At 56.9% G+C, this 21,240-nt stretch carries 18 protein-coding genes; 8 read left to right on the forward strand and 10 right to left on the reverse strand.

What is annotated here, in order from left to right:
* A partial coding sequence (locus AAC083_RS20815) for an aspartate-semialdehyde dehydrogenase (protein ID WP_258224801.1) occupies positions 1-512 on the reverse strand: 512 nt, incomplete at its 3' end.
* A gap of 519 nt (positions 513-1,031) precedes the next feature.
* On the opposite strand from AAC083_RS20815, the gene ycaO reads away from it, so the two are divergent.
* From ycaO to pflB, 3 genes are all read left to right on the forward strand, one after another.
* On the forward strand, positions 1,032-2,792 hold the full coding sequence (ycaO, locus tag AAC083_RS20820) for a 30S ribosomal protein S12 methylthiotransferase accessory factor YcaO (RefSeq protein ID WP_108537614.1): 1,761 nt from the start codon (positions 1,032-1,034) through the stop codon (positions 2,790-2,792).
* 379 nt (positions 2,793-3,171) lie between these two features.
* Positions 3,172-4,020 carry a formate transporter FocA gene (gene focA / locus AAC083_RS20825; protein WP_108537615.1) on the forward strand — a complete coding sequence of 283 codons (849 nt, stop codon included), beginning with the start codon at positions 3,172-3,174 and terminating at the stop codon, positions 4,018-4,020.
* Positions 4,021-4,065: 45 nt separating this feature from the next.
* The gene (gene pflB, locus AAC083_RS20830) at positions 4,066-6,348 is read left to right on the forward strand and encodes a formate C-acetyltransferase (protein WP_108537616.1); all 2,283 of its coding nucleotides are present in this window, start codon (positions 4,066-4,068) and stop codon (positions 6,346-6,348) included.
* Between the two features lie 404 nt (positions 6,349-6,752).
* Here the strand turns inward: pflB and AAC083_RS20835 are convergent, their stop codons facing one another.
* Positions 6,753-7,190 (reverse strand): YcgN family cysteine cluster protein, encoded by a 438-nt coding sequence (locus tag AAC083_RS20835; protein ID WP_212513751.1) that lies wholly within the window; start codon positions 7,188-7,190, stop codon positions 6,753-6,755.
* Between the two features lie 602 nt (positions 7,191-7,792).
* On the opposite strand from AAC083_RS20835, the gene AAC083_RS20840 reads away from it, so the two are divergent.
* Positions 7,793-8,332: a hypothetical protein gene (locus AAC083_RS20840; protein WP_108537618.1), complete on the forward strand. Its 540-nt coding sequence runs from the start codon at positions 7,793-7,795 to the stop codon at positions 8,330-8,332.
* A gap of 2 nt (positions 8,333-8,334) precedes the next feature.
* Positions 8,335-8,604 (forward strand): hypothetical protein, encoded by a 270-nt coding sequence (locus AAC083_RS20845; RefSeq protein WP_209418485.1) that lies wholly within the window; start codon positions 8,335-8,337, stop codon positions 8,602-8,604.
* Between the two features lie 157 nt (positions 8,605-8,761).
* Here the strand turns inward: AAC083_RS20845 and sucD are convergent, their stop codons facing one another.
* The 8 genes from sucD to sdhC all read right to left on the reverse strand — a co-directional run bounded on the left by sucD (position 8,762) and on the right by sdhC (position 18,419).
* A complete protein-coding gene (gene sucD / locus AAC083_RS20850) occupies positions 8,762-9,634 on the reverse strand; it encodes a succinate--CoA ligase subunit alpha (RefSeq protein ID WP_108537619.1) in 873 nt (290 codons plus the stop codon).
* A complete protein-coding gene (sucC, locus tag AAC083_RS20855) occupies positions 9,634-10,800 on the reverse strand; it encodes an ADP-forming succinate--CoA ligase subunit beta (RefSeq protein ID WP_108537620.1) in 1,167 nt (388 codons plus the stop codon). Before sucC ends, sucD begins: the two co-directional genes overlap by 1 nt.
* Before the next feature lie 121 nt (positions 10,801-10,921).
* Complete coding sequence (gene odhB / locus AAC083_RS20860; protein ID WP_042035501.1) at positions 10,922-12,106, reverse strand: 2-oxoglutarate dehydrogenase complex dihydrolipoyllysine-residue succinyltransferase; 1,185 nt, start codon at positions 12,104-12,106, stop codon at positions 10,922-10,924.
* A 33-nt stretch (positions 12,107-12,139) separates the two neighbouring features.
* Complete coding sequence (gene sucA / locus AAC083_RS20865; RefSeq protein WP_042035499.1) at positions 12,140-14,950, reverse strand: 2-oxoglutarate dehydrogenase E1 component; 2,811 nt, start codon at positions 14,948-14,950, stop codon at positions 12,140-12,142.
* A gap of 122 nt (positions 14,951-15,072) precedes the next feature.
* Positions 15,073-15,789: a succinate dehydrogenase iron-sulfur subunit gene (locus AAC083_RS20870; protein WP_065401783.1), complete on the reverse strand. Its 717-nt coding sequence runs from the start codon at positions 15,787-15,789 to the stop codon at positions 15,073-15,075.
* 134 nt (positions 15,790-15,923) lie between these two features.
* Positions 15,924-17,690 carry a succinate dehydrogenase flavoprotein subunit gene (gene sdhA, locus AAC083_RS20875; protein ID WP_042035497.1) on the reverse strand — a complete coding sequence of 589 codons (1,767 nt, stop codon included), beginning with the start codon at positions 17,688-17,690 and terminating at the stop codon, positions 15,924-15,926.
* A 1-nt stretch (position 17,691) separates the two neighbouring features.
* Positions 17,692-18,036 (reverse strand): succinate dehydrogenase, hydrophobic membrane anchor protein, encoded by a 345-nt coding sequence (gene sdhD / locus AAC083_RS20880; protein WP_042035496.1) that lies wholly within the window; start codon positions 18,034-18,036, stop codon positions 17,692-17,694.
* Positions 18,030-18,419, reverse strand: a complete 390-nt coding sequence (gene sdhC, locus AAC083_RS20885) for a succinate dehydrogenase cytochrome b556 subunit (RefSeq protein WP_042035494.1) — start codon at positions 18,417-18,419, stop codon at positions 18,030-18,032. The genes sdhD and sdhC overlap by 7 nt, the downstream gene beginning before the upstream one ends.
* A 425-nt stretch (positions 18,420-18,844) precedes the next feature.
* Between sdhC and AAC083_RS20890 the strand changes: the two genes are divergently transcribed.
* The 3 genes from AAC083_RS20890 (at position 18,845) to AAC083_RS20900 (ending at position 21,167) form a co-directional block, all read left to right on the forward strand.
* Positions 18,845-20,131: a citrate synthase gene (locus AAC083_RS20890; protein WP_042035493.1), complete on the forward strand. Its 1,287-nt coding sequence runs from the start codon at positions 18,845-18,847 to the stop codon at positions 20,129-20,131.
* 96 nt (positions 20,132-20,227) lie between these two features.
* On the forward strand, positions 20,228-20,551 hold the full coding sequence (locus AAC083_RS20895) for a DUF4377 domain-containing protein (protein ID WP_108537622.1): 324 nt from the start codon (positions 20,228-20,230) through the stop codon (positions 20,549-20,551).
* Between the two features lie 121 nt (positions 20,552-20,672).
* Positions 20,673-21,167, forward strand: a complete 495-nt coding sequence (locus AAC083_RS20900) for a GNAT family N-acetyltransferase (RefSeq protein ID WP_108537623.1) — start codon at positions 20,673-20,675, stop codon at positions 21,165-21,167.
* Positions 21,168-21,240 lie beyond the last annotated feature (73 nt).

Genomic DNA, 21,240 nt, shown 5'->3' on the forward strand with positions numbered 1-21,240 from the left:
TGGCGGGCACCGCCGCCGGAGGCTGCCTGATAGGTGGCCACGCTGACCCACTCCACCAGATCGGCCTTGAACAGGCCACCGAGGGCCAGCAGCATCAGGCTGACGGTGCAGTTGCCGCCAACGAAGGTCTTGATGCCGTCGTTCAGGGCATGCTCAATCACGTCGCCGTTGACCGGATCCAGAATAATGACGGCGTCTTTCTCCATCCGCAGGGAGGAGGCAGCGTCAATCCAGTAACCCTGCCAGCCAGCGGCTTTCAGGCGGGGATAGACATCCTTGGTGTAGTCGCCGCCCTGCGCCGTGATGATGATATCCTGCTTTGCCAGCGCCTCGATATCGAAGGCGTCCTGCAGGGTACCGGCATCCACGCCGACATTGGGGGCGGCCTCACCGGCCTGGGAGGTGGTGAAGAAGGTGGGTTGAATGCGGGCAAAATCCTTCTCTTCCAGCATCCGGCTCATCAGTACCGAACCCACCATGCCACGCCAACCGACCAAACCTACTTTTTTCATAATGTCCTACCCTGGATAGCTGCTATTGAAACTGTGTATTGAAACCCGTAACCCCTTGTCCGGCGTGGGCCGTTCACAAGTAGATTACAAAATACGTGTTGCGAAAAATGCGTCTGCCCACATTACGGATTGTGACGGCGGGTGCAAGTCGAATTGCGCAATATTCTGTGCCGTTCGCTGCAATATCCGCCAGCTGGCCCCCAGGAGACGACCCTGCTGACCCCGCTACCATGGGGATGAGCGGGCTGTTCTTTCCATGCTGGTCAAACAGGCCGCTCAGTCGGTACCGAGCGGATGTGGAGCTGGAAGTTAAACGCGCCCGCCCCTCGCCCGCATACTGTGCCTGCTGCTGATCATCGGCGGGATCCCGGGCCTGAAGTTTATCGGCTGGCCCGACTGCCGATCCCGGATCTGTCGATAGCTAAACGGGGCCCAGTCCCCGTTTTTTGCCTGCCAAACGCGCCGACCCCTGCTATTATCTGCGGCCAAACATGAGCCAATAAAAATCAGGATATTGTGATGACCGACCACACTTTTATTCCCGGCAAGGACGCGGCACTGGAAGACTCCATCGACCGCTTCCAGACCAAGCTGCAAGCCCTGGGGTTTGATATCGAAGAGGCCTCCTGGCTCAATCCCGTGCCCAACGTCTGGTCCGTGCACATCCGGGACAAGGAGTGCGCCCTCTGTTTCACCAACGGCAAGGGTGCCAGCAAGAAGGCGGCGCTGGCCTCGGCCCTTGGCGAATATTTCGAGCGTCTCTCCACCAACTACTTCTTCGCCGACTTCTATCTGGGCGAGCAGGTAGCCAACGGCGACTTCGTTCACTACCCGAACGAGAAGTGGTTCCCCATCGTGGGGGATCAGTTCCCGGCTGGCCTGCTCGACAGCTTTACCCGCAAGTTCTACAACCCGGACGGCGAAGTGACCGCCGACATGCTGGTGGATCTGCAGTCGAACAACGAGGAGCGCGGTATCGTCGCGCTGCCGTTTGAGCGCCAATCCGATCACGAGACCGTCTATATCCCGATGAACATCATCGGCAACCTCTATGTTTCCAACGGCATGAGCGCCGGCAACACCCGCACCGAAGCGCGCACTCAGGCGCTCTCCGAGGTGTTCGAGCGCCACGTGAAGAACAAGATCATCGCCGAGGCCCTGAGCCTGCCGCTGATCCCGGCGGAAGTGATTGCCCGTTATCCGGGGATTGCTGCCTCCATCGCGGCGCTGGAAGCGGAAGGTTTCCCGATTTACAGCTTCGATGCCTCACTGGGTGGCCGCTATCCGGTTATCTGCGTGGTGCTGCTCAACCCGAGCAACGGCACCTGCTTTGCCTCCTTCGGTGCTCATCCGCGCTTTGAAGTGGCCTTCGAGCGCACCGTCACCGAACTGCTGCAAGGCCGTGGTCTCAAAGATCTCGACGTGTTTGTACCGCCGTCATTTGATAACGAACAGGTCGCAGATCACCACAACCTGGAGACCCACTTCATCGACTCCTCGGGCCTCATCAGTTGGGATCTGTTCAAGCAGGATGCAGACTTCGCGTTCGCCGACTGGGATTTTCGCGGCACCTCGCAGGAGGAGTTCGATCATCTGATCGGCATCTTCCACGAGCTGGAGCAGCCGGTCTACATCGCCGACTACGAGCACCTGGGCGTCTACGCCTGCCGCATTCTGGTGCCGGGCATGTCCGACATCTATCCGGCCGAGGACTTGCTGCTGGCCAACAACAACATGGGGGCCAACCTGCGCGAAGTGATCCTGGCGCTGCCATCGCTGGAGTGGGATGCCGAGCAGTACATGGCGTTGTTTGATCAACTGGATGAAGAGGGGCACGACGAACGCACCCGTGTCCGTGAGCTGCTGGGCATCGCCGCCGCCAAGGGCTCCGCCCTGCACACCCTGCGCGTCGGTGAGCTGAAAGCCATGCTGGCACTGGCCGCCGGTGAGCTGGAGACGGCACTGGATCTCATCGACTGGACCATGGAATTCAACCAGTCGGTATTCCCGGCGGATCGCGCCAACTATTACCGTGCCCTGCGTGCCTGCGTCGAGCTGTTCATCGACGAGGAGCGGGATCCGGAGCAGTATCGCGCCGTGTTTACCCGCATGTATGGCGAAGAGACATTGGCACAGGCATGGGCCAACGCCAGCGGCGAAGCGCGTTTCCACGGACTGGAGGCGGCCGACTTGTCGCTCGCCCAATTCCCTCAGCACCAGAAGCTGCTGGCGGCGTATGAAAAGCTGCAAAAAGCCAAGCGAGCCCATCATTGGGCCTGATGTGGTAGTCTTTGGGGGGCCTTGATGGCCCCTTTTGCTTTATGGTGCCTCGGCAGGGGATGTGTTATTCCATGATGAAATAAAAAACAAAAAATACCTCTTAGGGGGTTGCCAACACCGAGTCCATGATGTGAGGGGGATGAAAAGATGCCTTGCCAGTGCATTTTTTCAAACCTGACCAATAAATTCTTTAAAATCATTATATTAAAAAACCGGCACTTCTGTTTCAGCTGAAACCTAGTGTAACGGGAAGCTTCCAGGGGACTCAAATTTTTGTAGTAAAATTACATTCACAATCTGCAATTCTTGATCGGAGTCAATTTTGACGATCTGGCCCTTTGTTATGATTTCCACAGGCAAAACAGCAGGTACATGAGAATTGAAAGCAGAATCTCCCTTTGATTGTCTCAAGCCAGAAGCCATCGCTGCACTGGCAGAAGATATAACCTATGCCAAGGCAACCAAACCGGCATGCAAGGTCATCCCTCTGGCCATCACAGCAGGCGCTTTCATCGCCATCGCTTTTGTCTTTTTTATCACAGTCACCACGGGTACCGGCAATGTCGCCTGGGGCCTCAGCAAGCTGGTCGGCGGACTCTGTTTCTCCCTCGGCCTTATCCTCTGTGTGCTACTCGGTGCCGAGCTGTTCACCTCCAGCACCCTGACGCTGGTCGCCAAAGCGGCCAATCGCATCACCTGGGGCCAACTGCTCAAGAACTGGGGTCTGGTCTACTTCGGCAACCTCATTGGCGGTCTCATCATGGTCGCGCTCATCATCATGTCGGCCCAATACATGGCGGCAAATGGTCAGTGGGGCCTGAACGCCCTGAAAGTGGCCCAGCACAAGATCCATCACACCTTCTTCGAGGCCCTCGCCCTCGGTATTCTGTGCAACCTCATGGTGTGTCTCGCCGTGTGGATGGCCTTCGGCGCCCGCAGTGCTACCGACAAGGTAATGGTCATGCTGCTCCCCGTCGCCATGTTCGTGGCCTCCGGTTTCGAGCACAGCATCGCAAACATGTTTATGATCCCGGTCGGTATCGCTATCCATGCGGTAGCAGGCCCGGAATTTTGGCAGGCTGTCGGCCAGGATCCGGCGACCTTCGCCGACTTGACCGTATCCAACTTCGTCCTACACAACCTCATTCCCGTCACCATTGGTAATATCATTGGTGGTGGCGTCATGGTTGGTCTGACTTACTGGTTTATCTTCCGTCGTCATCATTAAGGATGATTGCGGGATACTACATCAATACCGTGTGAGGTAATGAAAATGGCAGAACTTAACGAACAGTTCCAAAAAGCATGGGAAGGCTTCGCGGCCGGTGAATGGCAGTCCTCTGTCAACACTCGTGACTTCATCCAGAAGAACTACACCCCGTATGAAGGTGACGAGTCCTTCCTGGCTGGCGCGACCGACGCGACCACCAAGCTGTGGGACAAGGTCATGGAAGGCATCAAAATCGAGAACCGCACTCATGCGCCGGTCGATTTTGATACTGACCTGCCCTCCACCATTACCGCTCACGATGCCGGCTATATCGATCAGAGCCTGGAGCAAATTGTCGGTCTGCAGACCGACAAGCCGCTCAAGCGCGCCATCATCGCCAACGGCGGTATCAAGATGGTTAAAACTTCTTGCGAAGTGTACGGTCGTCAACTGGACCCGATGGTCGAGAAGATCTTCACCGAGTACCGCAAGACTCACAACCAGGGCGTGTTTGACGTTTACACCAAAGACATCCTGAACTGCCGTAAGTCTGGTGTTATCACCGGTCTGCCGGATGCCTACGGCCGTGGCCGTATCATAGGTGATTACCGTCGTGTTGCCCTGTACGGCATCGACTTCCTGATGGCCGACAAACTGGCCCAGTTCAAGTCCCTGCAAGCTGACCTGGAAAACGGCGTCAACCTGGAAGCCACCATCCGTCTGCGCGAAGAGATCTCCGAGCAGTACCGTGCCCTGGCACAGATGAAGGTCATGGCTGCCAAGTACGGTTGCGATATCTCCGTACCGGCCAAGACCGCCAAAGAAGCCGTCCAGTGGACCTACTTCGCCTACCTGGCGGCAGTCAAGTCCCAGAACGGTGCTGCCATGTCCTTCGGTCGTACCTCCAGCTTCCTGGACGTCTACATCGAGCGTGACATCAAAAAAGGCGTGCTCACCGAGCAAGAAGCCCAGGAGCTGATGGACCACATGGTCATGAAGCTGCGCATGGTTCGCTTCCTGCGTACCCCTGAATACGATTCACTGTTCTCCGGCGACCCCATGTGGGCAACCGAGACCCTGGCCGGTATGGGCGTTGATGGCCGTACCCTGGTCACCAAGAACAGCTTCCGTATGCTGAACACCCTGTACACCATGGGCCCGTCCCCTGAGCCGAACCTGACCATCCTGTGGTCCGAGAAGCTGCCGGTCGGTTTCAAGAAGTACTGCGCCAAGGTATCTATCGAGACCTCTTCTGTTCAGTACGAAAACGATGACCTGATGCGTCCGGACTTCAACAACGATGACTATGCCATCGCTTGCTGTGTGTCCCCGATGATCGTCGGCAAACAGATGCAGTTCTTCGGTGCTCGTGCCAACCTGGCCAAGACCATGCTGTATGCAATCAACGGCGGTATGGATGAGAAGCTCAAGATCCAGGTCGGTCCCAAGACCGAGATGGTGACCTCCGAGTACCTCGACTACAACGACGTGATGGCTCGTCTGGATCACTTCATGGACTGGCTGGCCAAGCAGTACGTGGCTGCCCTGAACATCATCCACTACATGCACGACAAGTACAGCTACGAAGCCTCCCTGATGGCGCTGCACGACCGTGATGTGTATCGCACCATGGCTTGCGGCATCGCCGGTCTGTCCGTTGCGGCTGACTCCCTGTCTGCCATCAAGTACGCCAAGGTCAAGCCGGTTCGTGACGAAGATGGCGTTGCCATCGACTTCGAAATCGACGGTGAGTACCCGCAGTTCGGTAACAACGACGCTCGCGTCGATGACATCGCCTGTGACCTGGTAGAACGCTTCATGAAGAAGATTCAGAAGCTCAACACCTACCGTGGTGCCGTGGCTACCCAATCCGTACTGACCATCACCTCCAACGTGGTGTATGGCAAGAAAACGGGTAACACCCCGGATGGCCGTCGTTCCGGTGCGCCGTTCGGCCCGGGTGCCAACCCGATGCACGGTCGTGACCAGAAGGGTGCGGTTGCTTCCCTGACTTCCGTCGCCAAGCTGCCGTTCGCTTACGCCAAAGATGGTATCTCCTATACCTTCTCCATCGTGCCGAACGCCCTGGGCAAAGACATGGAAGCGCAGAAATCCAACCTGGCGGGTCTGATGGACGGTTACTTCCATCACGAGACCAACCTGGAAGGTGGTCAGCACCTGAACGTGAACGTGATGAACCGTGAAATGCTGCTGGACGCCATGGAAAACCCGGAGAAATATCCGCAGTTGACCATCCGCGTATCCGGTTATGCCGTTCGCTTCAACTCTTTGACCAAAGAGCAACAGCAAGACGTCATCACCCGTACCTTCACCGCTTCTCTGTAATCGCTTATTGCGAAGCAAGAGTTGCAGTGACTAAAAACCGGCGCCCAGGCGCCGGTTTTTTTATGTCTGTTTGCCCGCAGGCATCCACTCGATAGGAATATGACAACCCTCCTCCTTCACCAGGAAGTGACTGGGATGGATTCTCCCTTCCCCCTCTTGCCCCCGCCTTTTCCCTCTTTTCAATAAAACGGAAAGCCGCAACGGGAGCCTTCGATAGTCCCCCATAGCCCCCGCAAGGCGTGCTCAGTGCACTCTCTCACAGGGAAGGTGCAGGATGAGGCAGAGCCCGTGTATCGCTCGTAGCAGGCTACCAGATAGCAACAGGGGCAGAAGAGTATGACTCCCCTGCCCCTGCGGCATATCAACGGCACTGTGGGCCGGATAACGCCTTGGCCGATCCGGGTTCAACTCGCCCAGGTGATGATGTGATCGATCCACTCACCGGCATGGGCTTCGTGGACCACCTTGCCGCGCACCGACTGACCGGCCTGATGCATGGCGGAGCGACTGCCGGTGATCAGCGGATGCCATTCGGGCAGGGTCTGCCCCTCGGCCAGCAGCCGGTAGGCACAGGTCGAGGGCAGCCAGTCATACTCGGCAATCTTGTCGACCGTGATCTGCAAGCAATCGGGCTCTTTCTGGAAGCGGTTGCCGTAATCGGAACACTGGCAGGTCTTGGTATTGAGCAGATCGCAGGCGACGTTGGTGAACACCAGTTCGTCGGTGTCCTCGTCAATGAGCTTGTTCAGGCAGCACTTGCCGCAGCCGTCACACAGGGACTCCCACTCCGTCATGGTCATCTGTTGCAGGCTCTTTTCCTGCCAAAAAGGAGTTGGCTGCATTTTCTCGACTTGCTGCATGGAAGGGGCTCGCTAAATAGACCAGTAAAGCGCGTGGTTATACGCCTTATGGCCCGATTTTTCAAGATAAACGGGGAAACGCCTGATCTGCACAAGGTTGGATAAACAGTGTGATTCGCTGCGCTAAGCGCCAACCTATTACATTTTTAGTTTGTAGGGCGGGTAATCCACCGTTTACCAAAGCCCAGCAATCGAGAATGATAAATGGGGCGTGTTCTTTATAATGGCTTCGCGAGCCTCCGATTACGCCTACCGGCTAATCGAACCTACAGCTCTGATTTGATGTGAACGGGCAATGGTCATGGCTCATCCCCTCGACAGTGACTTATCAAGCCAAGTTCAGCATTACGCCGCTGTCAAAAAGGTGGGTGTCCCAGATTTCCACTGTAAACGTTGGGCCTCACTTCGTTCAGCACCAACCTACCTTTTTAGCCCAACATACGAGAGAATACGTGTGTGCCAATAAAGCCACAAAATAATATATTCAACCCTATTACATACATGTTTCTTCACAGCCGCAGCCATGATAATGTGAATTTACATTTCAGAACCTTGCATACCACACCTTTTTCAAGAGGCTCACCATGAACCCAGAAAAAATTCAATCTGATATTGATGCGCTGTTAACCTATATGAATGATGATTTGGAGAACTTAGGTGAAACAATCAAAGCTGTCTATTTTGAATTTAATAAAAATGAAAGTGATAGAGTAGCTATCGATGAGAAACTAGATTGGCCAGAAGAACATTTGTTTAAAATAATAAATATTTGCAACTCTCGCGGACTTTTAACTAAAAACTTTAGGGATTTTTCACAGATTAAATTAACCGAAGAGGGTCAAAGCAGGGCTATCTCCGTCAAACATGGTAAAGACCGCTCATATGAGTTAGGTGCCAGTATGCAAATATCAACATTGAATGTTAATGCACCCTCTCAAATTGGAAATGGAAACACTCAAAATATAAAAACCATTTTCAACCAATTAATTCAAGATATTGACAATTCTCAGGCTTCAACAGAAGAAAAGGGCGAAGCAAAAAACCGGCTTGCTAAGTTTCTCGAACACCCCCTAGTTAACTCCATAGTTGGAGGGGTAGCAGGTTCACTAACTGGACTTATTTAATTATGGAAGATTTACATAAAACGATTAAGTTACGCTGCACTTTTTGTCACTCTGAACAGTTTGCCATACCTTATTCTGATTACACTCCCCCCAGCCATAGCTTTGTTGTATGTGCTAATTGTGGTAGAGAAAATGATGTCACCTCTTTATTGATTACAGCAAAATCAAAAGGACTTTCGATAGCACAAGACTATGCAGAAGAATTAATTGACAAAATCAAAGAGGATATAACAAAAGCATTTAAGAACAATAAGTTCATAAAAATAAAGTAACTTAACGACCTATCATTCATCACTGACAACAAATGTAGTGAATTGTGGGCTAGAATAGCAAAGCGTATTCGGATGCACACGGTAAATTACGAACCAGAACAATAAAAAAGCCGCCTATTTGGCGGCATTTTTATTAGAGATAACAAGCTAAACAGAATTACCAGCCGGTTACTTCACGCAGGGCCTTGCCGATATCGGCAAGGGAACGCACGGTTTTCACGCCGGCATCTTCCAGGGCGGCAAATTTCTCTGCTGCCGTGCCTTTACCACCGGCGATGATGGCGCCCGCATGACCCATGCGCTTGCCAGCCGGGGCTGTGACACCCGCGATATAGGAGACCACCGGCTTGGTGACGTGGGCCTTGATGTAGGCCGCCGCTTCTTCCTCGGCGCTGCCGCCGATCTCGCCGATCATCACGATGGCTTCGGTCTTGGGATCGTTCTGGAACATCTCCAGAATGTCGATGAAGTTGGAACCCGGGATGGGGTCACCACCGATACCGACGCAGGTGGACTGGCCGAAGCCCTCGTCCGTGGTCTGCTTGACCGCTTCATAGGTCAGGGTGCCGGAGCGGGAGACGATACCCACCTTGCCCGGCTTGTGAATGTGGCCCGGCATGATGCCGATCTTGCACTCACCCGGGGTGATCACACCCGGGCAGTTCGGGCCTATCATGCGCACGCCTGTCTCTTGCAGCTTCACCTTGACCTCGAGCATGTCCAGGGTCGGGATGCCTTCGGTGATGGTGACGATGAGCTTGATACCGGCGTCGATGGCTTCCAGGATGGCGTCTTTGCAAAACGGCGCTGGCACATAGATGACGGAAGCGGTGGCGCCGGTCACTTCGACTGCGTCACGCACGGTATTGAACACCGGCAGGCCCAGGTGGGTGGTGCCACCCTTGCCTGGCGACACGCCGCCGACCATCTGGGTACCGTAGGCAATCGCCTGTTCGGAGTGGAAAGTACCCTGACCGCCGGTGAAGCCCTGGCAGATCACCTTGGTGTCTTTGTTGATCAGAACGCTCATTATTTGGCCTCCGCTGCTTTAACCACTTGCTGAGCTGCGTCAGTCAGACTCGTTGCGGCGATGATATTGAGGCCGCTGTCGGCCAGTTTACGGGCACCCAGTTCGGCATTGTTGCCTTCCAGACGCACTACCACGGGCACCTTGACCCCCACTTCCTTGACCGCGCCGATAATGCCTTCCGCGATCATGTCGCAACGCACTATGCCGCCGAAGATGTTGACCAGTACGGCCTGCACCTTGCTGTCAGAGAGGATGATCTTGAACGCCTCGGTCACGCGCTCCTTGGTGGCGCCGCCGCCGACGTCCAGGAAGTTGGCCGGTGAGCCGCCGTGCAGATTGACGATGTCCATGGTACCCATGGCCAGACCCGCGCCGTTGACCATGCAGCCGATGTTGCCATCGAGCGCCACATAGTTCAGCTCCCACTGAGCGGCATGCGCTTCGCGGGGGTCATCCTGAGACGGGTCGTGCATCTCGCGCAGCTTGGGCTGACGATACAGCGCGTTGGCGTCGATGTTGATCTTGCCATCCAGGCAGTGCAGGTTGCCCTGGGTCGTGATCACCAGCGGGTTGATTTCCAGCAGGGCGAAGTCGCAATCCAGGAACATCTGACCCAGACCCATGAAGATCTTGGTGAACTGCTTGATCTGATCGCCGACCAGACCCAGCTTGAAGGCCAGCTCGCGCGCCTGATAGGCCTGCGGGCCTACCAGCGGATCGATGGCGGCCTTGTGAATGAGTTCCGGGGTTTCGTGGGCAATCTTTTCAATATCCACGCCACCTTCGGTAGAGGCCATGAAGACCACGCGACGGCTGCCACGATCGACCACTGCGCCCAGATAGAGCTCCTTGGCGATGTCGGTGCAGGATTCCACCAGGATCTTGGTGACCGGCTGACCGTTGGCGTCAGTCTGATAGGTCACCAGGTTCTTGCCGAGCCAGTTCTGGGCAAAGGCGCGGATCTCGTCCTTGCTCTTGGCCAGCTTGACGCCGCCCGCTTTACCGCGGCCACCGGCGTGGACCTGGCACTTGACGACCCAGGTATTGCCGCCAATTTTGTCAGCCGCTTCAGCCGCTTCCTGCGGGGTAGCACAGGCATAACCTTCGGAGACCGGCAGGCCATACTCGGCAAACAGCTTTTTTGCCTGATATTCATGCAGATTCATAGATGCTCTATCCGTGTTGTAGGTATTTCCGTCCGGGGCTCGTGTTTCTCAATCCCCTGTGAATGGGGGCCTGGGCGGCCCCTCGTTATCTTTCTAATTTGCTCGGAATGTCGCTGATTGCCTAGACATCCAGCAACAGACGGGTCGGGTCTTCCAGCAGCTCCTTGATGGAGACCAGGAAGCCCACCGACTCACGACCGTCGACGATGCGGTGATCATAAGAGAGGGCCAGGTACATCATCGGCAGGATTTCGACCTTGCCATCGACTGCCATGGGTCTGTCCTGGATCTTGTGCATCCCCAGGATGGCGCTTTGCGGCGGGTTGATGATGGGGGTGGACATCAGGGAGCCAAACACGCCACCGTTGGTGATGGTGAAGTTGCCGCCGGTCAGTTCATCCACGGTCAGCTTGCCGTCACGGCCCTTGCCCGCCAGATCCTTGATGGCCTTCTCGATGTCGGCCAGGCTCATGTTGTCGCAATCGCGCAGCACCGGCGTCACCAGCCCGCGCGGGGTGGAGACAGCGATACTGACATCGAAGTAGTTGTGATAGACGATGTCGTCACCGTCCAGCGCCGCGTTCACTTCCGGGTAGCGCTTCAAGGACTCCACTACCGCCTTGACGTAGAAGGACATGAAGCCGAGCTTGATGCCGTGCTTCTTCTCGAAGATCTCGCCGTACTGCTTGCGCAGTTTCATGATGGGCGCCATGTTGATCTCGTTGAAAGTGGTCAGCATGGCGGTGGTGTTTTTGGCTTCCAGCAGACGCTCGGCAATACGCTTGCGCAGACGGGTCATGGGCACACGTTTCTCGGTGCGACCAACCAGCGGCGCTACCGCAGCCACAGGGGCAGCAGCGACCGGCGCAGCGGCAGGCTTGTTGCCACCCTTGATGAAAGCTTCCACATCTTCCTTGCTGATGCGACCACCCTTGCCGGTGCCGGTCAGCTTGGTCACGTCGATGGCATGCTCTGCCACCAGACGGCGTACCGCGGGGCTTAAGGCCTCGGCGCCATCATCGGCAACCGCGTCTACCGGCTTCTCTTTAGTCTCTTCACCGGCCACGGGAGCTGGCTTGAGCGTGGCGATCAGCTGGCGGGACAACACGGTCGCCCCTTCCGCTTGCAGGATGTCGCCGAGGACGCCGGCTTCCGGCGCGGGGACTTCCAGCACGACTTTATCGGTTTCGATGTCAACCAGTACTTCGTCACGGGCAACCAGATCACCCGGCTTCTTGTGCCAAGTGGCGATGGTGGCATCCGCCACTGATTCCGGCAGGTCCGGTACCTTGATCTCGATAGTCATGTAATCAGTTCCTTGTTACTTCTTGTTCAGGGCTTAGGCCAGAGTAAGGGCGTCTTCCACCAGGGCTTTCTGCTGCTTGGTGTGGACCGACATGTAACCGACGGCAGGAGAGGCCGAGGCCGGACGACCGGCATAACGCAGACGGGCACCGCTTGGCAGCACACCATCGTAGTGGTGACGGGTGCAGTACCAGGCACCCTGGTTCTGCGGCTCTTCCTGACACCAGACAAAATCGGTGACGTGGTCGTAATCGGCAAGAATGGCGCGCACTTCTGCTTCCGGGAAGGGATAGAGCTGTTCAATCCGCACCAGGGCCACATCATGCTGCTCGGCCTTGCGACGGGCATCGAGCAGGTCGTAGTAGACCTTGCCGGAGCAGAACACCACCCGTTTGACCCCTTTGGGATCCAGCGCATCGATCTCGCCGATGGCGTTCTGGAAGGTGCCTTGCGCCAGCTCTTCGAGCTTGCTGACCGCCATCGGGTGGCGCAGCAGGGATTTGGGCGACATCACGATGAGCGGGCGGCGCATCGGGCGGATCACCTGGCGACGCAGCATGTGGTAGACCTGAGCCGGGTTGGAGGGCACGCACACCTGCATGTTGTGCTCGGCGCACATTTGCAGATAACGCTCCAGACGGGCGGAGGAGTGCTCCGGTCCCTGGCCCTCGTAACCGTGTGGCAGCAGCATGGTCAAGCCGCACATACGGCCCCACTTTTGCTCACCGGAGGAGAGGAACTGGTCGATCACCACCTGGGCACCGTTGGCGAAGTCGCCAAACTGGGCTTCCCAGATGGTGAGGCCGGCCGGCTCGGCGCTGGCGTAACCGTATTCAAACGCCAGTACCGCCTCTTCGGACAAAACGGAGTCGAAGACTTCGAATGGACCCTGTTCATCGTGGATATTGCACAGCGGCGTGTAGGTGCTGGCATCGTTCTGGTTGTGCAGCACGGCGTGGCGGTGGAAGAAGGTGCCACGGCCGGAATCCTGCCCCGTGATGCGGATGCGCGAACCCTTGGCTACCAACGAGGCATAGGCCAGGGTCTCGGCAAAGCCCCAGTCCACCAGCTTGTCACCGGCGGCCATGGTGCGTCTGTCTTCGTAAATCTTCTCGACCTGGCGTTGCAATACATGGGCAGCCGGATACTGACTGACCCGCTCACCCAGTGACTTGAGCTCATCAAGCGCCAGGCTGGCGTCATAGTGCATGGCCCAGTCGTGGCCCAGATACGGTGTCCAGTCGACGGAGTGCAGCTCCATCGGCCGCCACTCCTTGACCACCCGCTCCCCCTTGTCCAGGGCATCGCGATAGTCATTGACCTGGGTAGTGGCCAGCTCCTGGTTGATGCTGCCTTCCGCCACCAGCTGATCGGCGTAGATCTTGCGCGGGGTCGGATGCTGTTTGATCTTCTGGTACATCAAGGGCTGGGTTGCGCTGGGCTCGTCCGCCTCGTTGTGACCGTGACGACGGTAGCAGACCAGCTCGATCACCACGTCGCGTTTGAAGGTGTTGCGGTAATCCAGTGCAATCTGGGTCACCAGCACCACGGCTTCCGGATCGTCACCGTTGACGTGCAGCACGGGGGCCTGCACCGCTTTGGCGATGTCGGTGCAATATTCGGTGGAGCGCACGTCACGCATGTTGGAGGTGGTGAAGCCCACCTGGTTATTGATGACGATGCGCACAGTCCCGCCCACGCCATAGGCACGGGTCTGGGACATGTTGAAGGTCTCGGCAACCACACCCTGCCCGGCGATGGCCGAGTCACCGTGAATGGTGATGGGCAGGACGCTGGAGCCATCCTTGTCACCCCGTCTGTCCATACGGGCACGGACCGAGCCGATGACCACGGGGTTGACGATTTCGAGGTGAGACGGGTTGAACGCCAGCGCCAGGTGGACGTTGCCGCCCGGGGTCGCAAAATCGGAGGAGAAGCCCATGTGGTACTTCACATCCCCTGTGCCCCAGGACTCGCCATGCTTGCCGGCGAACTCGTCGAACAGCTCCTGTGCCCGTTTGCCGAGCACGTTTATCAGCACGTTCAGGCGACCACGGTGGGCCATGCCGATGACGGCCTCCTTGCAGCCCTGCTCACCGGCGCGACGGATCAGCTCCTTGAGCATGGGCACCATGGCATCGCCCCCTTCCAGGGAGAAGCGCTTGGCACCGGGGAACTTGGCGCCCAGGTATTTTTCCAGCCCTTCGGCGGCGGTCAGGCTCTCGAGGATACGGGTCTTCTCCTCAATGCTGTAGCTGCCCTTGGCCTCGATGGATTCGAGTCTGTCCTGCAGCCAGCGCTTCTCCTCGGTGGAGGTAAGGTGCATGTAATCGGCACCTATGCTGCTGCAGTAGGTTTTCTTGAGCGAGGCGTAGAGATCGGAGAGCACCATGGTCTCGCGACCAATCGCGTAGGAGCCCACATTGAAGGTGGCCTCCATGTCGGCGCCCTGCAGGTTGTGGAAGGCAGGATCCAGTTCGGCAACGGTTTCACGGGTCCAGAGTCCCAGGGGATCCAGATTGGCATTCTGGTGACCACGGAAGCGGAAGGCGTTGATCAGTTGCAGCACCCGTACCTGTTTCGCATCCACTTGCGGATCGGACACAGCCGCACTGTAACGGGAGGGATCCTTGGCCAAACGACGGAAATAATCGCGGACTCGGGAATGAGGTTGTTCTACCGCATGGCCATTGACCTGAGGCAGCTGTTCAAACAGGCTGCGCCACTCGTCGGCGACGGATTCGGGGTCTTCCAGGAAGGATTCGTACAAATCCTCAATATAGCTTGCATTCGCACCAGCCAGGTGAGATGACTCCAACCAGGCCTTCATCACGCCGTTATGCATTTCTATCCCTTGTACATCTTGTTCACTGCAGCGCAGCTTGTAGGGTTTAAATAGCCATCCTGCCATGGGGGCGGATGGCTATCCAGAGGTCGGGCCTGGCGCGTGACGCCCTGGCCCTGATACTAAACAGCCCGATTGAGCAGCATCGACTTGATCTGACCGATGGCCTTGGTCGGGTTCAAGCCTTTGGGACAGACGTTCACGCAGTTCATGATGCCGTGGCAACGGAACACGCTGAAGGCGTCATCCAGGTTACCCAGTCGTTCGCTGGCGGCGGTGTCGCGGCTGTCGGCCAACCAGCGATAGGCGGCGAGCAGCCCGGCCGGGCCGATGAACTTGTCCGGGTTCCACCAGAAGGAGGGGCAAGAAGTGGAGCAGCAGGCACAGAGAATACACTCGTACAGGCCATCCAGCTTGGCGCGCTCTTCGGGGGATTGCAGGTGCTCACGCACGGGCGGCAATTTTTCATCGTTGATGAGGAAGGGTTTGACCTTCTCCCACTGGGTGTAGAACTGGGTCATGTCGATCACCAGATCGCGGATCACCGGCAGGCCAGGCAAGGGGCGAATAATGACGCTATTGCCCTTTTTCAGCAGATCGGAGAGCGGGGTGATGCAGGCAAGACCGTTCTTGCCATTCATGTTGAGACCGTCTGATCCACAGACCCCTTCGCGGCAGGAGCGGCGGAAGGCGAGCGTGGGATCCAGCTCTTTCAGCTGGATCAGTGCATCGAGCACCATCATGTCGGAACCTTCAGGAATATCAAGACGATATTCCTTCATATAGGGGACGTTATCAACATCCGGATTGTATCTATAGACAGAGAATGTGACGTTCATTGTGTTTGGCTCCGCAATCGTTAAGTCCGCACCTTGAAGAAGCGAGATGGGAAGGCCTCCCACCTCTGCACAGACCGGCGAATGTAGCGATACGCCGATAATGTGACCTTCATTGTGCTTGTCTCCGCCATTGGTCAGTAAGTCCGCACCTTGGGTGGGAATGCCTCACGGGTTTTCGGAGACATGTTGACCGCGCGACGGGTCATGGACTCGGTGTCCGGATGATAGAGGCTATGGCACAGCCAGCCCTCATCGTCGCGATCCGGGAAATCGAAGCGGCTGTGGGCACCACGACTCTCGGTACGGAAGTTGGCCGCCACCGCAGTGGCAAACGCCGTCTCCATCAGGTTGTCCAGCTCCAGGCACTCGATGCGCTGGGTGTTGAACTCCTTGGAGGTGTCGTCCAGACGGGCATTCTTCAGCCGCTCGCGGATGCGCTTCAGCTCGGCCAGCCCTTCGGCCATGGCATCCCCTTCACGGAACACGGAGAAGTTGTTCTGCATGCAGGTCTGCAGATCCTTGCGGATCTGAACCGGATCTTCCCCGTCGCGGTTGTTCTCCCAGCGATTGAAACGGGCCAGCGCGGCGGCCAGATCAGACTCGGAAGCCTCGCGGCCATGTTCCATCTCACCCAGGGTGTTGACCAGGTGCATGCCAGCGGCACGGCCAAACACGATCAGATCCAGCAGCGAGTTGCCACCCAGACGGTTGGCACCGTGTACCGAGACGCAGGCGATTTCGCCCACGGCAAACAGACCGACCACGGGGACGTCGTTGCCATCTTTATCCTGCGTCAGACACTGGCCATTCACGTTGGTCGGCACGCCGCCCATCATGTAGTGGCAGGTCGGGATGATGGGGATGGGTTCTTTGACCGGATCCACATGGGCGAAGGTGCGAGAGAGCTCGCAGATACCCGGCAGACGGGATTCGAGCACCTCTTTGCCGAGGTGATCCAGCTTGAGCTTGATGTGCGGGCCCCAGGGACCGTCGCAACCGCGGCCTTCGCGGATCTCGATCATGATGGAACGGGCCACCACGTCGCGGCCAGCCAAGTCCTTGGCGTTCGGCGCATAACGCTCCATGAAGCGCTCGCCGTCTTTGTTGAGCAGATAACCGCCTTCACCACGGCACCCTTCGGTCACCAGCACCCCGGCACCGGCGATACCGGTCGGGTGGAACTGCCAAAACTCCATGTCCTGCACCCCTACCCCGGCGCGCAGCGCCATGCCGACGCCGTCACCGGTGTTGATGTGGGCGTTGGTGGTGGACTGGTAGATGCGACCGGCGCCGCCGGTGGCCAGCACAGTAGCTTTGGCCTTGAAGTAGACGACTTCGCCGCTCTCCATGTCGATGGCGGTACAGCCAACGATGTGACCGTCCTGGTTTTTCACCAGATCCAGCGCATACCACTCGGAGAAGACGGTGGTCTTGTTCTTTACGTTCTGCTGATAGAGGGTGTGCAGCAAAGCGTGACCGGTACGGTCGGCCGCAGCCGCTGTGCGGGCCGCCTGTTCACCACCAAAATTCTTGGACTGGCCGCCAAACGGACGCTGATAGACGGAGCCATTGTCAAAGCGGGAGAAGGGCAGGCCCATGTTCTCCAGCTCATAGACGGCCTCGGGGCCCGTCTTGCACATGTATTCGATCGCTTCCTGGTCGCCGATATAATCGGAACCTTTCACCGTGTCATACATGTGCCACTGCCAGTTGTCGTCGTGGGCATTGCCCAGCGCAACCGTGATCCCGCCCTGGGCAGAAACCGTGTGAGAACGGGTCGGGAAGACTTTGGATAACAGAGCGCAGCTCTTGCCGGACTGGGCAATCGAGAGCGCGGCGCGCATGCCGGCCCCACCAGCACCGATCACGACCGCATCAAATTCACGAGTTGGAATAGTCACCTTACACCCCCCACAGTACAACGAAGCCGGTCATCAAATAGACAAACAGCACCACTACCAGGGCAAATTGCAGCGCACCGCGCAGCCCCACCGGCTTGATATAGTCGGTCAGTATCTGCCACAGACCGATCCAGGCATGGATCAGTACGCACAGCAGCGCCAACAGGGTGAATACCTTGGTGAAGGTTTTGGCGAAGAAGCCGGTCCACACCTCGTAGCTGATGTCATTGAACGCGACAAAGCCAACCAGATAGAGGACGTAAGCCGTCATGATGAGGGCGGTGGCACGGATCAGGATGTAATCATGAACACCGCTGCGCCCGAATGTTGCAGAATTGGTTACCATACCAGGACTCCCGCCAATACCGCCAAAACCGCGGTGATCACGAAGGCCACACGGGCACTCTGATTACCGGATTCCAGCTCTTCCCAATAGCCCATGTCCATGACCAGATGACGCAGACCGCCCACAATGTGGTACGCCAGCGCAGTCAGGATCCCCCACAACACGAATTTGACCAGGAAGTTGTCCATGATGGACACCACGGTTTCAAATCCTTCGGGAGAGGCGAGTGAAGTACCAAGCATCCACAGCAAGACAGAGAGCGCCACAAAGGTGATCACCCCTGAGACACGATGCAAGATGGAAGCGATGGCGGTGACAGGAAAGCTGATCGTCTGTAGGTCGAGGTTTACAGGTCTCTTTTTATTTTTCACGGCTTTGCCCACTCAGCTCCATTGAGCACGTTAGTTATTGTTTTTACACGCTTATGAGGGCACGGAGTGGCATTTGCTAGGTTTTTGTTACCAAAACAACTCAAAAAAGCCAAAAACAACATTTTCAATATCGCATCCGACTTTGCACAAGCGTTTCAAACACCGACAGCCATCACCCACGAGGCGCAGTATATCGGCGGGCTTAACCAATGACAATCAATTAGCTACAAAGAAAACCCAAAACCGTAAACCAGATCTCACAACTCATTTAACAAGCCATTAATGTTCATCCAGAAAAATTGACAGCACCCCTTAACTCTGTTTCAAATAGGGCGCTCCAGCTGCCCCTGGTACAGGTCAGAACCTTTGCCAGCGTCATCAAACTCGTAATAAAGTAGAGCTGGAATCAAATTATAAAAGAGCAAAGGAGACGTGCTATGGCTGATAAGATAGCCACCCTACACCTGCCCGGTAAAGACCCGGTAGAACTACCGATCCTGTCTGGGACTATCGGACCCGACGTGATCGACGTCAGAAAATTGGGCGCGCAAGGGTACTTCACCTTTGACCCCGGTTTTATGGCCACCGGTGCTTGTAAATCATCCATTACCTATATCGATGGCGATCAGGGTGTCTTGCTGCACCGTGGTTACCCTATCGCCCAGTTGGCCACCCAGGCCAGCTACCTCGAAGTCTGCTACATACTGCTGTACGGCGAGGCGCCCACCAAGGCGCAGTACACCGAGTTCGAGCGTCTGGTCACCCGCCATACCATGGTGCACGAGCAGATCGCCTTCTTCTTCCGCGGCTTCCGTCGTGACTCCCACCCCATGGCCATCATGTGTGGTGTGGTCAGTGCGCTGTCCGCCTTCTATCACGATGCGCTCGACATCAACAACGAAGAGCACCGCGAGATCTGTGCCTTCCGTCTGCTCTCCAAGATGCCGACCCTGGCCGCCATGTGCTACAAGTACTCCATCGGTCAGCCATTCATGCAGCCGCGCAATGCCCTCTCCTATGCTGGCAACTTCCTGCACATGATGTTTGGCGTGCCGACCGAAGAGTACAAGGTCAACCCCATAGTCGAACGCGCCATGGACCGCATCTTCACCCTGCATGCGGATCACGAGCAGAACGCCTCCACCTCCACCGTGCGTCTGGCCGGCTCCTCCGGTGCCAACCCGTTTGCCTGTATTGCCGCCGGGATCGCCTCCCTGTGGGGACCAGCTCATGGCGGTGCCAACGAAGCCTGTCTCAAGATGCTCGAAGAGATTGGCTCTGTGGATCGCATTCCCGAGTTCATCGCCAAGGCCAAGGACAAGAACGATCCGTTCCGTCTTATGGGCTTCGGTCACCGGGTTTACAAGAACCACGATCCCCGTGCCCAGGTGATGCGTCAGACCTGTCACGAGGTGCTCGAAGAGCTGCAGATCAAGGATCCGCTGCTGGATGTGGCCATGGAGCTGGAGCGCATCGCGCTGTCGGACGCTTACTTCGTCGAGAAGAAGCTCTACCCGAACGTGGACTTCTACTCCGGTATCATCATGAAGGCCATCGGCATCCCTATGTCCATGTTCACCGTGATCTTCGCCATCTCCCGCACCATAGGCTGGATTGCCCACTGGAACGAGATGCACTCGGACCCGGATCAGAAGATCGGCCGTCCGCGTCAGCTCTACACCGGCTTGGCCCAACGGGAATTCACCCCGCTCGATCAGCGTTGATGCACTGAATCGACACGGTTTGTCAGCAAGGCGGTCATTGACCGCCTTTTTATTTGCCGCTCTAATGCCCCCCTTGTCGATCAGAAGGAGTCCATCATGAGACCACTGTTCATCAGCGCCGCCCTGCTGCTTACCGCCTGTCAGAACGCACCGACGACCCCGTTACAAGGGGAAACCCTCTACATCAACAGCCAGCTGGTCGACTGCGTCGGTGTCGGCCCCATGCTGTGCATGCAGGTTCGCAGCGATGAGCAGCAGGCCTGGAGCCTGTTTTATCAGCAGATAGAAGGCTTTCACTTTGAACCTGGCTACCAGTACCAGCTGACCGTCAGCAAGGAGCGGCTCAACGACGTGCCAGCGGATGCCCCTTCCCTGCGTTATCACCTGATCAAGCTGGTCAGCAAGCAGACCGCTCGTTAAGAATACCGGCCACAAAGAGCCTCATTTGGATGTTTCCATTCAGTTCATGAACGCATTCTGGTACGCTGGCCGACGCACATATTATTTAATCAGCACACCCAAGCAGCGATGCCCCATGACGATGATCCAGATACGCACGACCCGGGCCAATGACTGGCCCACCATCATGGCCATTCAGGATGAGTGTTATCATCAGCTGGATCCTGAACCCCTCGAGGTCATGAGCAGCAAGGCCGAGCTGGCTCCCGACTGTTGTTGGGTGGCCGAATATCAGGGCAAGGTACTGGGTTACCTGCTCTGCCATCCTTGGCGCGCCCACCAGCCCCCCGCCCTCTCGGTACCCATGCAGACGCTGGCGGGGAAGGACGAGTTCTACCTGCACGATCTGGCCGTGTCAGCGCAGGCGCGCGGCAAGGGCATTGGCCAACGGCTGCTGGAAACCGCCCTCGCCTTTGCCAGCGCTGAAGGCTACGAGTATGCCGGGCTGGTGGCGGTGCAGGATGCCCCGACCTTCTGGCGCAAGCAGGGCTTTGTGCCCGCCAACACTCCCAAATCGTTGGACGAGTACGGTGAAGACGCTGTCTATATGCGGCTACCCTTGACCGACCCCGCCTGAGGGTAATAAAAAAGGCGCCTTGCGGTAATGCCGATCAGTTAAGGATCCATTGACCGATCCTTCTGATGTGTGA

The sequence above is a fragment of the Aeromonas sp. HMWF014 genome (assembly GCF_963878295.1).
Lineage (GTDB): Bacteria > Pseudomonadota > Gammaproteobacteria > Enterobacterales > Aeromonadaceae > Aeromonas > Aeromonas popoffii.

Coding starts and splice junctions, on each gene's coding strand:
- AAC083_RS20895 (WP_108537622.1), top strand. CDS start 20,228: ATGAGACCACTGTTCATCAGCGCCGCCCTGCTGCTTACCGCCTGTCAG.
- AAC083_RS20835 (WP_212513751.1), bottom strand. CDS start 7,190: ATGCAGCCAACTCCTTTTTGGCAGGAAAAGAGCCTGCAACAGATGACC.
- AAC083_RS20890 (WP_042035493.1), top strand. CDS start 18,845: ATGGCTGATAAGATAGCCACCCTACACCTGCCCGGTAAAGACCCGGTA.
- pflB (WP_108537616.1), top strand. CDS start 4,066: ATGGCAGAACTTAACGAACAGTTCCAAAAAGCATGGGAAGGCTTCGCG.
- odhB (WP_042035501.1), bottom strand. CDS start 12,106: ATGACTATCGAGATCAAGGTACCGGACCTGCCGGAATCAGTGGCGGAT.
- AAC083_RS20900 (WP_108537623.1), top strand. CDS start 20,673: ATGATCCAGATACGCACGACCCGGGCCAATGACTGGCCCACCATCATG.
- ycaO (WP_108537614.1), top strand. CDS start 1,032: ATGACCGACCACACTTTTATTCCCGGCAAGGACGCGGCACTGGAAGAC.
- AAC083_RS20870 (WP_065401783.1), bottom strand. CDS start 15,789: ATGAACGTCACATTCTCTGTCTATAGATACAATCCGGATGTTGATAAC.
- sucC (WP_108537620.1), bottom strand. CDS start 10,800: ATGAATCTGCATGAATATCAGGCAAAAAAGCTGTTTGCCGAGTATGGC.
- AAC083_RS20845 (WP_209418485.1), top strand. CDS start 8,335: ATGGAAGATTTACATAAAACGATTAAGTTACGCTGCACTTTTTGTCAC.
- AAC083_RS20840 (WP_108537618.1), top strand. CDS start 7,793: ATGAACCCAGAAAAAATTCAATCTGATATTGATGCGCTGTTAACCTAT.
- sucD (WP_108537619.1), bottom strand. CDS start 9,634: ATGAGCGTTCTGATCAACAAAGACACCAAGGTGATCTGCCAGGGCTTC.
- sdhD (WP_042035496.1), bottom strand. CDS start 18,036: ATGGTAACCAATTCTGCAACATTCGGGCGCAGCGGTGTTCATGATTAC.
- sucA (WP_042035499.1), bottom strand. CDS start 14,950: ATGCATAACGGCGTGATGAAGGCCTGGTTGGAGTCATCTCACCTGGCT.